The organism is Pantoea sp. At-9b (assembly GCF_000175935.2).
GTDB lineage: Bacteria > Pseudomonadota > Gammaproteobacteria > Enterobacterales > Enterobacteriaceae > Pantoea.
Genome location: NC_014837.1, coordinates 1,393,916 through 1,407,649 on the forward strand (window position 1 = coordinate 1,393,916; position 13,734 = coordinate 1,407,649).

The 13,734-nt window shown below is 55.8% G+C and carries 13 protein-coding genes; 6 read left to right on the forward strand and 7 right to left on the reverse strand.

The features are described 5' to 3' along the window. The first annotated feature begins 382 nt into the window (after nt 1–382). Genes PAT9B_RS06320 through hutH form a run of 5 tightly spaced genes read left to right on the forward strand, consistent with a single transcriptional unit; the run spans nt 383 to nt 4,986 of the window. Nucleotides 383–1,231: a transporter substrate-binding domain-containing protein gene (locus PAT9B_RS06320; RefSeq protein WP_013508426.1), complete on the forward strand. Its 849-nt coding sequence runs from the start codon at nt 383–385 to the stop codon at nt 1,229–1,231. Nucleotides 1,232–1,243: 12 nt separating this feature from the next. Then, nucleotides 1,244–1,963 (forward strand): ABC transporter permease, encoded by a 720-nt coding sequence (locus tag PAT9B_RS06325; RefSeq protein WP_013508427.1) that lies wholly within the window; start codon nt 1,244–1,246, stop codon nt 1,961–1,963. Nucleotides 1,964–1,974: 11 nt separating this feature from the next. After that, nucleotides 1,975–2,703 (forward strand): ABC transporter permease, encoded by a 729-nt coding sequence (locus PAT9B_RS06330; protein ID WP_013508428.1) that lies wholly within the window; start codon nt 1,975–1,977, stop codon nt 2,701–2,703. 1 nt (nt 2,704) lies between these two features. Further along, nucleotides 2,705–3,499 carry an ABC transporter ATP-binding protein gene (locus PAT9B_RS06335; protein ID WP_013508429.1) on the forward strand — a complete coding sequence of 265 codons (795 nt, stop codon included), beginning with the start codon at nt 2,705–2,707 and terminating at the stop codon, nt 3,497–3,499. Beyond that, nucleotides 3,496–4,986 (forward strand): histidine ammonia-lyase, encoded by a 1,491-nt coding sequence (gene hutH / locus PAT9B_RS06340; RefSeq protein WP_013508430.1) that lies wholly within the window; start codon nt 3,496–3,498, stop codon nt 4,984–4,986. Before PAT9B_RS06335 ends, hutH begins: the two co-directional genes overlap by 4 nt. Here hutH and PAT9B_RS06345 read toward each other — a convergent pair. Then, nucleotides 4,983–5,615, reverse strand: a complete 633-nt coding sequence (locus tag PAT9B_RS06345) for a flavin reductase family protein (protein WP_013508431.1) — start codon at nt 5,613–5,615, stop codon at nt 4,983–4,985. The genes hutH and PAT9B_RS06345 overlap by 4 nt on opposite strands. 185 nt (nt 5,616–5,800) lie before the next feature. Here PAT9B_RS06345 and rlmF point away from each other — a divergent pair, with 185 nt between their 5' ends. Further along, a complete protein-coding gene (gene rlmF / locus PAT9B_RS06350; RefSeq protein ID WP_013508432.1) occupies nt 5,801–6,727 on the forward strand; it encodes a 23S rRNA (adenine(1618)-N(6))-methyltransferase RlmF in 927 nt (308 codons plus the stop codon). A gap of 2 nt (nt 6,728–6,729) precedes the next feature. On the opposite strand, the gene ybiO is transcribed toward rlmF, so the two are convergent. From ybiO to rhtA, 6 genes are all read right to left on the reverse strand, one after another. Next, the gene (gene ybiO / locus PAT9B_RS06355) at nt 6,730–9,003 is read right to left on the reverse strand and encodes a mechanosensitive channel protein (protein ID WP_013508433.1); all 2,274 of its coding nucleotides are present in this window, start codon (nt 9,001–9,003) and stop codon (nt 6,730–6,732) included. Between the two features lie 117 nt (nt 9,004–9,120). Further along, complete coding sequence (glnQ, locus tag PAT9B_RS06360; protein WP_013508434.1) at nt 9,121–9,843, reverse strand: glutamine ABC transporter ATP-binding protein GlnQ; 723 nt, start codon at nt 9,841–9,843, stop codon at nt 9,121–9,123. Further along, nucleotides 9,840–10,499: a glutamine ABC transporter permease GlnP gene (gene glnP / locus PAT9B_RS06365; protein ID WP_013508435.1), complete on the reverse strand. Its 660-nt coding sequence runs from the start codon at nt 10,497–10,499 to the stop codon at nt 9,840–9,842. The genes glnQ and glnP overlap by 4 nt, the downstream gene beginning before the upstream one ends. An 84-nt stretch (nt 10,500–10,583) precedes the next feature. After that, complete coding sequence (gene glnH, locus PAT9B_RS06370) at nt 10,584–11,330, reverse strand: glutamine ABC transporter substrate-binding protein GlnH (protein ID WP_013508436.1); 747 nt, start codon at nt 11,328–11,330, stop codon at nt 10,584–10,586. Between the two features lie 323 nt (nt 11,331–11,653). Further along, complete coding sequence (gene dps, locus PAT9B_RS06375) at nt 11,654–12,157, reverse strand: DNA starvation/stationary phase protection protein Dps (protein ID WP_041525750.1); 504 nt, start codon at nt 12,155–12,157, stop codon at nt 11,654–11,656. Nucleotides 12,158–12,476: 319 nt separating this feature from the next. Continuing rightward, the gene (gene rhtA, locus PAT9B_RS06380) at nt 12,477–13,385 is read right to left on the reverse strand and encodes a threonine/homoserine exporter RhtA (protein ID WP_013508438.1); all 909 of its coding nucleotides are present in this window, start codon (nt 13,383–13,385) and stop codon (nt 12,477–12,479) included. Nucleotides 13,386–13,734: the final 349 nt, after the last annotated feature.

The following is a 13,734-nucleotide window of genomic DNA, read 5'->3' on the forward strand; positions in this document are numbered from 1 at the left end:
ACGTTACCGTAGCGGCGCGATTTATCGCACAATGTTTTGGCGCGGAAAGCAAAACCCGCGCGATAAATCGCACCGCTACCATGCGTGCCTGTTACTGAAACCTGCGCCAGCGTGGTGCGATGCCCGCCACCCAATGGTGCAACTCACCATTTCCTTGCCTCACATCCCCTGATTCCACCCATCATCACGAGCTGGCACAGCCTTTGCTAGGTTGTATGTACAAGTACAGACCGCGTCATCATTCAGACGATTTATTGCATCTGGCTCACAAAAAACTCAAGCCGACAATGATCTGGCGCAGGCTAACTTGTATATACATGAAATGTCATTTGCGAAACCACGCAAATACAGCACCTACTGATTATCGACCAGGAGAAGCCGCATGACGCACCGCACCACATTTCGCCGTTTTTGCCTCACGACCCTGTTTTCCAGCCTGCTGCTGAGCGGTGTTGCCGCGCAGGCCAAAGAGTGGAAATCGATCACCATTGCTACCGAAGGCAGTTATGAACCCTGGAACCTGACGCTGCCGGGCGGCAAGCTGGGCGGCTTTGAACCGGAGCTGATGGCCGATCTGTGCAAACGCATGGGGGTGCAGTGCAAGCTGGTGGTGCAGAACTGGGACGGCATGATCGCCGGACTGAACGCCGGAAAATATGATGTGATCATGGATGCGATAGTCATCACCCCGGACCGCAAAAAAGTGGTGAGCTTCACCACGCCATATGCCTCCACCCCGGCCACCTTTATCACCGTGAAAGATTCCCTGCTGCCGCCGGATACCCACATCATCAAGTTGCACGATGATGCGAAAGAGATCGAACCGGCAATTGCGCCACTGAAAGCGGCGTTAAAAGGCAAAACCATCGGTATTGCCTCCGGCACGGTCTACACCCCGTTTATCGATAAATACTTCAAAGACGTCGCCGATGTGCGCGAATACACCACCTCGGCTGATGCGATTCTTGATCTCCAGGCCGGTCGTATCGACGCGGTGTTCGATGATGTCACCTTTGCGCAATCCATGCTGGCACGCAAAGAGAACAGCAACCTGACCTTCAGCGGCCCGCAACTGGGTGGCCCAATCTGGGGCGAAGGGGAAGCGATGGGCGTGCGCATGGCAGACGGCGATCTGAAAGCCAAACTGGATGCCGCCATCCATGCGGCGCTGGCGGATGGCACCGTGAAAACCCTGAGTGAGAAGTGGTTTAAAACTGACGTAACCCCGTAAGTGAGGTCAACCATGATGAGCCTGCTGAGTTTTGGTGCTGACGGCTGGGGCCGTCTGATCCTGAGCGCTGCCTTAACCACCTTGCTGCTGTCGCTGGCGGCGTTGCTGATTGGCGCGCTGGTGGGATCCGGCGTCGCAGCGGCGAAACTCTCCACGCAACGCTGGCTGCGCTGGTTGGGCGAAGCCTATTCCACTGTGTTTCGTGGTATCCCGGAATTGTTGGTGATCTACCTGTTCTACTTCGGTGGCTCCGGGTTGATCACCCTGATCGGTCAGATGTTCGGTGCGGATGGTTTTATCGAAGCGCCACCGTTTCTGATTGGGGCACTGGCGATCGGGCTTATCTCGGGTTCCTATCAAGGGGAAGTGTATCGGGCGGCGCGGCTGGCACTGGCGAAAGGTGAGATCGAAGCCGCCGTGGCGATCGGCATGCCGCGCTGGCGCATCGCCCAGCGGATTCTGCTGCCACAGGTGGTGCGCTATGCACTGCCCGGCATGTCGAATGTGTGGCAGATGAGCCTGAAAGATTCGGCGCTGGTGTCGGTGACCGGCATCGTTGAATTGATGCGTGCCAGCCAGATTGCCGCAGGCTCCACCCGCGATTACTTCACCTTCTATTTAGTGGGCGGGGCCTGTTATCTGGTGCTGACCCTGCTTTCCAACCATGCGTTTCGTCGGGCGGAATCACGCCTTGGCCGCGCCTGGCAAAGTCGCACTGCGGCGCAGCATTAAGGAGCAGCAGTATGATCGACTTCGCCTTTCTGAGTGATACCTTTCTGAAGCTGAGCGCCGCGTTGCCGGTCACGCTCGGCCTGTTTATCAGCGCTTTTCTGTGTGGTGGGCTGCTGGCGTTGGGCATTCTGACGCTGCGTATGAGCCGCTGGCGAGTGCTGAGTGGGTTTGCGCGCGGCTACATTCTGGTGTTCCGTGGCTCTCCGCTGTTGATTCAACTGTTTCTAATCTACTACGGTCTCGGCCAGTTTGGTGTGATTCGCCATAGCTTTGTCTGGCCGTTTCTGCGCGAACCCTTTATCTGTGCGGTGCTGGCATTGTCGCTGTGTACTGCCGCTTACACCGCCGAGATCCTACGTGGGGCGCTGTTGGCGGTGCCGCCAGGTCAGGTGGAGGCCGGGCTGGCATGTGGCATGTCGCGCGGTCTGTTACTGCGCCGCATTATCGCGCCAATTATGTTGCGTTATGCGCTACCGGCGTACTCCACCGAAGCGATTCTGCTGGTGAAATCCACCGCCCTCGCCAGTCTGGTCACCGTCTGGGACGTCACCGGGGTGGCGCAACAGATCATTCAGCGCACCTACCGCACCATGGAGGTGTTCCTGTGTGCGGCCGCTATCTATCTGATTTTGAACTTTATTATCGTCCAGCTTTACGCGCTGCTTGAGCGCCGTCTGACCCCGGTGCATCGCGTTGAAAAAAAGCCGTTGCCCGCCGTTAAACCGATTGCCGGAGAGTGATATGCACGATTTACACCCGATTACCCTGTCCGCCACTGATATCCACAAATCCTTTGGTGCGATGGAAGTGCTGAAAGGTATCAATTTACAGGCGCGCAAAGGCGACGTGATCTCGATTCTGGGTGCCAGCGGTTCCGGCAAAAGTACCTTGCTGCGCTGCATCAACCTGCTGGAGACGCCCGATGCCGGCGTGGTGAGCGTCGGCGGTGAAACCATTGAGATGAAGCGCCACGCCCGTGGCCATCAACTGGCCGCCAACCCGAAACAAATTGAGCGTCTGCGGTCGCGGCTTGGCATGGTGTTCCAGAGTTTCAACCTGTGGTCACATATGACAGTGCTGCAAAACGTGATTGAAGGGCCGCATTACGTGCTGAAACGTGACAAAAAAAGCTGCATCGCGCAGGCGGAGCAACTGCTGGACCGCGTGGGTCTGCTCAATCGCAAAGACTTCTACCCGGCACAACTGTCGGGCGGTCAGCAGCAACGGGTGGCGATTGCCCGTGCGCTGGCGATGGACCCGGAAGTGATGCTGTTCGATGAACCCACCTCGGCGCTGGACCCGGAATTGGTCGGCGAAGTGTTGAAGGTGATGCGCAGTCTGGCGGAAGAGGGGCGCACCATGCTGGTGGTCACGCATGAGATGGGCTTTGCCCGTAACGTCTCAAACCGCGTGGTGTTTATGCACCAGGGTACTATCGATTGTGAAGGATCGCCGGACCAGCTGTTCGGTGAACAGGGGTCGCAGCGCTTTAAGCAATTTATCTCCAGCCATCAACGCACGGAGCAACCGGCATGAGTGGCACAGTGATTTGGGGCGATGGCCCGCTGAACTGGCAGGAGGTGGTCGCAGTGGCGCGTCACGGTGCTGAATTAGCCCTGAGCGCTAACGCCTGGCAGCGCATTGCCCGCGGGCGGGACATTGTGGCCGAAATCGTTTCCAGTGGGCATATCGCCTATGGCATCAACACCGGGCTGGGGGCGCTGTGCAACATCACGCTGGCGGAAGAGCAACTGAGTCAGTTATCGCGCAATACGCTGCTCAGTCATGCCTGTGGCGTCGGGCCACTGCTGCCCGCAGATGAAGTGCGGGCAATTATGTGTGCCGCCATCGCCAACTACAGCCATGGCAAATCGGGCGTCTCGGTGGCGCTGGTGCAGCAGTTGTTGGCATTGCTGAATCAACAGATTATCCCGCAGGTGCCGTCGCAAGGTTCGGTGGGTTATCTTACCCATATGGCGCATATCGGACTGGCGTTGATTGGCGTCGGCGAGGTGACGTATCAACAACAAACCCTGCCCGCTGAACAGGCGCTGGCGTTGGCCGGTTTGGCCCCGTTCCGCCCGGGAGCGAAAGAGGGGTTGAGCCTGGTCAATGGCACGCCCTGTATGACGGGTATGGCGTGTCTGGCGTTGGATGATGCCATGCGTTTGCTTGACTGTGCTGATGTCACCGGGGCGATGAGTTTCGAGGCGCTGCGTGGGCAGTTGTTGGCTTTCGATGCGGAAATCATCGCGCTGAAAGCCAGTCCGGGGATGCAGCGCAGCGCGCAGCGGTTACGGCAGCTATTGAACGATAGCCCATTGTTGCAGGCCAGTCGTGGCGTGCGCACCCAGGATGCCCTTAGCCTGCGCTCCATGCCGCAGGTGCACGGTGCCTGTCGTGATCAGTTCGATCATGCGGCCACGCAGGTGAATACCGAGCTGAATGCCTGCACCGATAACCCGCTGGTGCTCGGTACGCCGGATAACTGGCGTGTGGTATCGCAGGCGAACCCGCACGGTGAATCGGTGGCGATGGCCTGTGATTTGCTGGCGATTGCCATGGCGGAGCTGGGCAGCATTGCCGAACGTCGGCTTGATCGTCTGGTGAATCCGCTGGTCAGCGGCCTACCGGCGTTCCTGGTGGCGCAGCCGGGGGTCAATTCCGGCATGATGATCGCGCAGTATGTCGCCGCGTCGTTGTGCGCGGAGAACCGTCAGTTAGCACAACCGGCGGTACTGGATAACTATGTGACCTCTGGCTTGCAGGAGGATCACCTGAGCCTGGGTACTGGCGCGGCGCTGAAGCTGTTGAAGCTGGTGGGTAATGTCTGGCAAATTCTGGCGATAGAATATCTGCTGGCGGCACAGGCGCTGGATTTCCACGGTGAAAACCAGTTGGCAAGCGGGACGTCGCAGGCATTGCGTCGCCTGCGAGCGGTGGTCGCCAACTGGCAGGAGGACCGCTGGCTGGCACCGGAAATGGCGCGTGCCGTGCAGGTTCTCAAAACCTGGCAGGGTTAAGCGCGACGCGCATCCGGGCGTACCAAATCAAAGCGCAACGCTTCACTGATGCCGTAGTAGGCCGAAGGGCCACCGGCACGCAGGATCGGTTGCGCTTTTGCCGTTTGGTAGATGCCGTTTTCCAGCAACTGCTCATCAATATGAATCGCCACCACTTCCCCCAGCACCAGCCAGCTCTCCAGCTCCGTACCCTGTACATCCTGCAAACGGATGCATTGTGTCAACCGGCACTCAAAATTGACCGGGCTTTCCGCCACCATGCTGACGTTAACATGCGAGGCGCGGATCGGGGTCAAGCCAGCCAGCGCAAATTCATCCTGCTCCGGCGGCACGGAAGCGGAGCTTTCGTTCATCGCTTCGGCCAACGGACGCGTCGCCAGGTTCCAGACAAACGCTTTGCTCTCGCTGATATTACGCACGCTGTCTTTCCAGCCGCTGCTGGCAAAACCGATGATCGGCGGATGGTAGTTGAAGCAGTTAAAAAAACTGTAAGGCGCGAGGTTGCGCTGGCCGCTGGCACTTTGTGAACTGATCCAGCCAATCGGGCGCGGACCGATGATGGCGTTGAGGGGATCGTGCGGTAAGCCGTGACCGGCACGGGGTTGGTAAGAATAGCGCTGACGCGTCATAACATCTCCTGGCGTGGGGTAAAACCGCGCAATAAATTGCGCCGCTACGGTTCCTGCATCATTGAATAGCGTAATTTCATCACCCATCTTAACGTAGCGGCGCGATTTATCGCGCACCACCCATAGAGATTTTCTTTTTTGTCCGGCACGGGGTATCTTACGCCGCGTTATCGATCGGAGAACCTATGAACAAGCCAGCCGCCACTTCGCCTTTCCATCCGCGTAACCGCCATCAGGGCCGTTATGATTTTGCTGCTCTGACGGCGGCGCATCCGCCCCTGGCGGACAAAGTCCGTCCGAACGGCTACGGCGACCTGTCGGTGGATTTCGCCGATCCGCAGGCGGTGATGTTACTTAATCAGGCGTTGCTGAAGCTGTTCTATAACCTCAACTGGCAGTTGCCGGCAGGTTATCTGACGCCGCCGGTGCCGGGCCGGGCAGATTATATCCATGCGCTGGCCGATTTGCTGGCGACCGACAACGGCGGGGTGATCCCGCGCGATGTGGATGTGATGGATATTGGTTGCGGTGCTAACTGCATCTATCCGTTAATTGGTCATGCCGAATACGGCTGGCGTTTCACCGGCACCGATATCACAGCAGAGGCGATCACTGCCGCCAACCAGATCGTGGCGAGCAATCCGGGATTACAGCGTGGTATTCGCTTACGCCGTCAGAAGCAACCCGAGGCGATTTTTGCCGGGGTAGTGCACAAAAACGAACGCTATCAGGCGGTGCTGTGTAATCCGCCATTCCATGCTTCAGCGGAGGACGCGGCGGCGGGCAGTCAACGTAAAGTGCGTAACCTCGGCTTGAAGAAAAGCACGCCGCTCAACTTTGGTGGTCAGCATAACGAGTTGTGGTGCGACGGCGGCGAACGTCAGTTTGTCGGCCAGATGATTGCCGAAAGCGTCGCTTTTGCCGACCGTATTGTGTGGTTCACCTCGCTGGTATCGCGCAAAGAGAATCTGCCCGCGCTGCGTGACCAGTTGCGCGATCTTGATGCGTATGACGTCCGCATCATCGAGATGGCGCAGGGCCAGAAGCAGAGCCGCTTTATCGCCTGGACCTTCCTGCCGGAAGCCGCACGCGCCCAGCGGCTAAGACGCTAACGTTACGGCCCCGGCGGCAGTGCCGGGAAACTGGCGGCGGAGGCCACGTCGCTGCCGGTTTGCATCACCTCTACCGTCTGATGGGGCGCTTTGATGCCCGCAGCATCAAAGTGTTTTTTTACCTTGTCGTCCAGCGCAAATCTGACCGACCATTGTTTCAGCGGTTGGGTGGTGAAGGATACGCGCACGGTAAAGGATTGATTGGTCAGTCCGACCAATCCGGCAAAGCTTGGCTCACCAATCACCATGCCGCGAATCTCCGGATTTTCCAGCAATTCTTTCACCGCTGCCTGCAAGGTTGCATTCACTTTCTCCGTGTCTTCGCTGCGGTCAACATCATAGTTGGCGACGAACGAACCGATGCCGCGCACAAAGTTAGCGAAGGTGGTGATCGAGGACCAAGGGATGATATTTAACGCTCCGGTGTCCTGGCGCACCCCGACGGAGCGAATCGACATCCGTTCCACCGTGCCGGTGATGGTGCCGATGGTCACCAGATCGCCGGTATTCATGCCATTTTCAAACTGGATAAAGATCCCGGTGATGATATCTTTCACCAGCGTCTGTGAGCCGAACGACACCGCCAGCCCCAGTGCGCCCGCACCTGCCAACAGCGGAGCGATATTCACCCCAACCTCAGACAGCAAGATCATGATGGTGATGGTACTGATGACCACCGCCAGCGCGTTGCGAAACAGCGTCAATAGCGTGCGGGTACGGGCGCTGGGCATGGGACGGCCATGAGAATCCGAGGCCAGACGGCTCTCAATCAGGCTGGCCAGCAACGTCCAGCCAATCGCGGACAGCAGCACAATCATCACGATGCGGATCAGCACATCGACCATCTTCTGTCCGGTGCCAAATTTCAGCCAGTGCCAAAGATCAAACAGGTTCCACGCATTCAGCAGCAGTAACAGCGTAGCCAGTACGGTGATCACCCGCGCCAGTTTGAGGATCGCCTTCACCCAGTCATTAACGCGTTTTTGTAACTCCGGATAGTTGCGTCGTAGGTCAGGGGAGAGCGTGAGCGTTTTGCCAATCCAGCGGGTCAACATGCCGGAAATCAGCGCCGCAATACAAATGATCGCCAGACTGCGCACGGTGGCCGACATCATAAACTTCAGGCTGTCGCCGGGATTGAAAATGGAGAGCAGGAACAGCGTGATGAAGTAGGCACTCGCTAACCAGTGCCACACCATGCCAAAGGCGCGGATAAACAGGGCAAAGAAGCTCAGGCTGCGATCGGCAAGGCGCGTCAGCTCTTCGTGAATATTGCGTTTGTTACGAAAGATCAACCACAGCGCCCACACCGTCATGATCCCCATCACCAGCACGTTCACCAGCGCCGCGATTTGCATATTGACCTGATTAGAGACGATGGGCACGACCACTAATAAACCGTAACCGATGATGCCACTGAGCCAGCTCAGGCGGGTGTTCCAGTAGCGGGCGCGCGCATCGGACAGATGAAAGAAGCGCAGGGTCGGGAAGCGGGGACAGAAAATCAGGCGCAGTACCGCCTTGAAAAACTCAATCAAGGCGAAGGCATTGAGAAATAGCCCCTGCTGATAAGCAATGGTGCGGTTGTCGCCGTGGTAGTTGTCACTGATGATCTGACCGATAAATAAGGTGAGCGCCAACAGCAATAAATCAATGATAAAGGCCAGCACGATGGTGGCGGGCAGATGCAGCCATTTGCTGCGCTCAAGGTTGTGATTGCGCCCCCAACGCCCCATACGTTGCCACACCGGTGCCATCAGACGTCGAGCCAGCCAGTAGCAAGCAAAGACGGCGGCCGCCAGACCGACGAAGTGTTTCAGGGCATTGAGAAAGGTTTGCTGGTTGAACGCTTTATGCGGCGCGTTAGTGATGCTGTCGTGCAGGCGGAGAAACTGTGATGCCACTTCACCGCCGTACTCGCGGGTGACGCTGGTGACACTCTCCAGCACGGTGGGATCGTCACTTTCCGCCTGTGGGGGAGCCAGTACCGGCGCCTGGGTGGTCGAGGGGCTGTTAGCCGCCTGGCGTAGCTGGTCGATCAGCTCCTGACGCGAGTCGTTGTTTGCCAGAATGTTCGCCAGCGCGGCATAAGCGGCTTTTTTCTCCTCCAGCGTCGGGGCGCTGTTGTCGTTAGACGCAGGTGACGAGGATTGCTGTGCGGCAACCGCCGCCTGTGGCAGGGTGACCGCCTGAGTGGCTGGGATCAGCAGCAGACAGGCAACAAGAGTGAGGCTCCAGCAGATGGCACGACGCCATTGTGGGCTGGCAAACAACATGGCTTTCTCCTTGAGCAACGCACAGCGGCACAAGGGAGAAGTATAGACAGTGGGGACGGGTGAAAAGTCTGAAAGGGCAAGCGGGCCGCCATACAGGGCGGCCCGGCAAAGAGGCGATCAGGATACGTGCTGCAAAAACTCGCGCAGACGATCGCTCGGCGGGTTGGTGATCAACGCATCCGGGTCACCATCTTCGGCGATGGTGCCTTTGTCGATAAAGATCAGGCGTGAAGCGACTTTCTGTGCGAAGCCCACTTCGTGCGTGACGATCACCATCGTCATGCCTTCTTCCGCCAGATCCTGCATCACTTTCAGCACTTCATGACGCAATTCCGGGTCGAGCGCGGAAGTCGGCTCATCGAACAGCATCATTTTCGGCTTCACCGCCAGGGCACGCGCAATAGCGACACGTTGCTGCTGACCACCGGAAAGCTCAGAGGGGAAGTGATGGGCGCGCTCGGCGAGACCGACTTTGCCCAGCAGTTCGCGCGCCAGCTTCTGCGCATCTTCCTTCTTCGCACCGCGCACGCGGATCGGGCCGAAAGCGACGTTATCCAGTGCGCTCATCTGTGGGAACAGATGGAATTGCTGGAACACCATGCCCGCTTCCTGACGGATCAGGCGCTCGTCGACTTTCGGATCGTTCACCTTCATGCCATCGACAATCAGATCGCCGGTAGTGATCTCTTCGAGCTTGTTAATGCAACGCAGCAGCGTCGATTTACCGGAACCGGACGGGCCGATAATCACTACCACTTCGCCCTGATTAATTTTCAGGTTGATGTCGTGCAGAACTTGCGTCTGGCCGAAGTTTTTAGAGACGTTTTTAAATTCAATCACAGGATTTTCACCCTTTTCTCAATACGGCGCAGCACAAAGCTCAACACCAGCGTAATAACCAGATAGATGATGGCAACGGCACTCCAGATCTCCAGCGCGCGGAAGTTACCGGCGATGATCTCCTGGCCCTGACGGGTCAGTTCCGCCACCCCAATCACGATAAACAGCGAGGTGTCTTTGATGCTGACAATCCACTGGTTACCCAGCGGCGGCAGCATGCGACGCAGTGCCAGTGGCATGATCACGTAACGCAGCGTTTCGCGACGAGACAGACCCAGTGCCAGGCCCGCTTCACGGAAACCTTTGTTGATTGACAACACGGCACCACGCGTGATTTCCGCGATGTAGGCACCCGAGTTGATCATAATGGTCACCACCGCAGCGGTGAACGGATCGATACGCAGGTCCGGGAAGGCCATTGGCAGGGCGAAGTAGATAAACATCACCTGCACCACAATCGGCGTGCCGCGAATCAATTCAATGAAAACCAGTGCGATGTTGTTCGCGATCCAGCCGCCATAAGCGCGGGCAAAACCGGCCACCAGGCCGATAATCAAACCGCCGACCAGGCCGAGGACCGAAATAATCAGGGTCATTTTGGCGCCTTCCAGCAAAATCGGCAGGGCAGGCCAAATGACGCTCCAGTCAAACTCCATGGTGAAACTCCAGAATTTGTTGCGATGGAAAAAGCAGGGCTGAATCAGCCCTGCTGCAAAGATAAAAATAGAACAAGATGCGAATTATTTAGGTTCGCTGCCGAACCATTTTTTATAGATAGTGTTGTAAGTGCCGTTGTCACGCAGTGTTTTCAGCGCGCCATTCACTTTTTCACGCAGGTCGTCGCTGCCTTTCGGGAACGCGATGCCGTACTGCTGGGCTGAGATTGACTCGCCAACCGCTTTGAAACGGCCTTTGCCGGCAGTGTGGATGAAGTACAGGATGTTCGGGGTGTCGTGCAACACGGCGTCAGCACGGTTGGTGCCTAACTCCATGTAAGCGTTGTCGATGTTCGGGAACTGACGCAGATCTTTCGATTTGATGTGCGCTTTCGCGTAATCAACAGAACCGGTGCCGCTTTTGACTGCCACGACTTTGCCGTTCAGATCATCGATGCTTTTGATGTTGTTTTCGTTGCTACGCACCATCACCAGCAGACCGCTTTTGTAGTAGCCGTCAGAGAAATCGATGGCTTTTTTGCGCTCATCGGTAATGGTGATACCCGCCAGTGCCACATCGACGTTACGGGTTTGCAGTGCCGGGATGATGCCGCTGAAATCCATCGGCTTCAGGGTGTAATCCAGTTTCAGTTCTTTAGCGATCGCGGCCCACAGATCGATATCAAAACCGACGTATTGGTCACCTTGCTTAAATTCGAACGGAACGAATGCGGTGTCAGTAGCGACAACCAGTTTTTTATCTGCTGCGGTGGATGAAAGAGAGAAGGCCAGCGCCAGGGCTGCCACGGAGACTTTAATCAGTGACTTCATCATTTTTCCTTATTACCTTCCAGACCTGCTGGCCTGATTTGCGGCTGATCATATGAAAAAACTATGCCAACTTTTCATTTGTCGCGAAATCAGCAGGTTGCATAACGTTGCTGACACGATTTTGCTTACATGGGACGAAATGCACCACAATGAGGCACCAATATGGTGCAAAAGGCTGTTGTGGTGCAGCACACAGTGTGCCCCAGAGCGCAGGGCAGGAAAAGCAGGGATGAAGAATTTGTTAACGGTGTCAAAAAAAGCACCAGGATGTTACACAGGCATAAAAAAAGGCGGGAAGACCCGCCTGTTTAAGAATTTACTGATTATTCGATATTAGATTCGATAAACCACAGGAACTTATCAAGATCACGTGATGCCGCGGTGAAGATATCCGCGCTGTCTTCGTCGCTGACCTCGCTAATGGCTTTACGCACATCGTTTGCCACGATGGCATAACGATCGGCCAGCGCTTTCAGATGATCCTGCACGCTGTGGATATTGAGCGGGTAGCTTTTTAGCGGGGTTTTATCGTTGACCACCTGGGTGGTGCCCAGTGCAACGCCGCCCAGCTGCACGACACGTTCTGCAATGGTGTCCTGATGATCGGCAATCGCGGTACGGAAGCCGTCCAGCATTTCGTGCACCGCAATAAAGTTCGCGCCGCGCATGTTCCAGTGCGCCTGTTTGGTGATCAGCGACAGGTCAATAAACTCCACGACCAGACGGTTGAGCACCTCAATGGTGGCTTTCTTCTCGCTATCAGCCACGTCGTTACGGGTGTAAATCAGATCGGAAGATTTTGTTTTAACCAGTTTTGCGGTACTCATCATTAAATTCCTCTTGTTGATGGGTTGTCCTAATCAAGCACGGGACTAAGTATAGCAGCACATCTCTGGCTTGCAGGATTGGTTCAGTCAATATCAGGAATAGGTAAACACAAATTGATCATGCGTGGCAGATTAAACACGCCTGATCGTGGTCTTGGATTAAAAATCAATACTATCAGTAAGATAAAATATCGCTGTTAATTGTCTTTCTTTAATGTTGCAAAATAATAACAAAATGGACTGAGTAAGAAATAAAAACTGATAATGAGAATGGTTTATATATTCAGCCAGCCATATGGCCAGCTGAATATATTGCTCATTATTGTGGGGGATTTAAATCCACTTCGTTAATTTGCGGGCTTTTCGGTTTCATGGTTAGGGTGGAACCGGCGGAGGCGATAATGATCGCCAGCAGAGCAACCCATTGTTTTAACGTCAGCAATTCACCGAGGAACAGCATGCCAGAGAGGGCCGCCATGGCTGGCTCCAGGCTCATCAACGTGCCAAAAATCCGTGCGGGCAGGCGGGTCAACGCCATCATCTCAAGCGAATAGGGAATGGCGCTGGAGAGCAGGGCAATGACCAGGGCGAGCGGCAAAATCTCCCAATGCCAGATGCCGCTATGGGCGAAGGTCAGGCCGAGTGGGACAAAAATGATCGACGCCACCAGTGAACCCATCGCCACCGTCGCCGGACCGTGCTCCGCGCCTGCGCGCTGTCCTGCCAGAATGTAGACCGCCCAGCAGGCACCGGCACCGACAGCCAGCAACGCACCCAGCGGATCAATGTGGCTTATCCCCGTGCCAATCGGCAGCAAAAACCATAAACCGACCACCGCCAGCAGCACCCAGAGGAAATCCAGCGGGCGGCGAGAACCCAGCAGCGCCAGTGTCAACGGCCCGGTGAATTCAAGGCCCACCGCGACACCCAACGGCACCGTTCGAATGGAGAGATAGAACAGATAATTCATACAACCCAGCGCCAGGCCGTACATCAAGAGCGGCAGACGCTGTTCGCGGGTAAAACGCAGACGCCAGGGTTTAAAGATGGCGCAAAGAATGAGGGTGCCCAATCCGAGACGCAAAGCGGTAATACCTGGCGCACCGACGGTGGGGAACAACGATTTTGCCAGCGATGCGCCGCCTTGTAGCGACAACATGGCAATCAGCAGCACGGCGATCGGGAAAACCACCGGCGTCAGTTTTTTGGCAGTCAGAGGTGCAGACATGCTGGAATCAATCCCTGTTGTTATTAACATCAAAGTAACAGCCAGCAGTGTAAAGGAATTGTGCGCAAATAAGGAGGCGCACTTTTGGCAAAAATAATCGCAACGGCAGCGTGAAAAACGACCAATTCCAGGTCCATTTCCGTAAAGAAATGTCAGACAGGATTAAGAATTTACTTAAAGGTGTAAATGATGGGCAGAATGTTCATTGCAGAAAGATGACGGTTTTTATAAGAAAAATGAATGACATAGGAAACTTCATTAACTTTCTGTTACACCAAACAATCTGTTAGACAACAAATTAACGGCAGAGTTTCGCGCTATTATTTGTTATATTTTTAGGCGTTGTCAG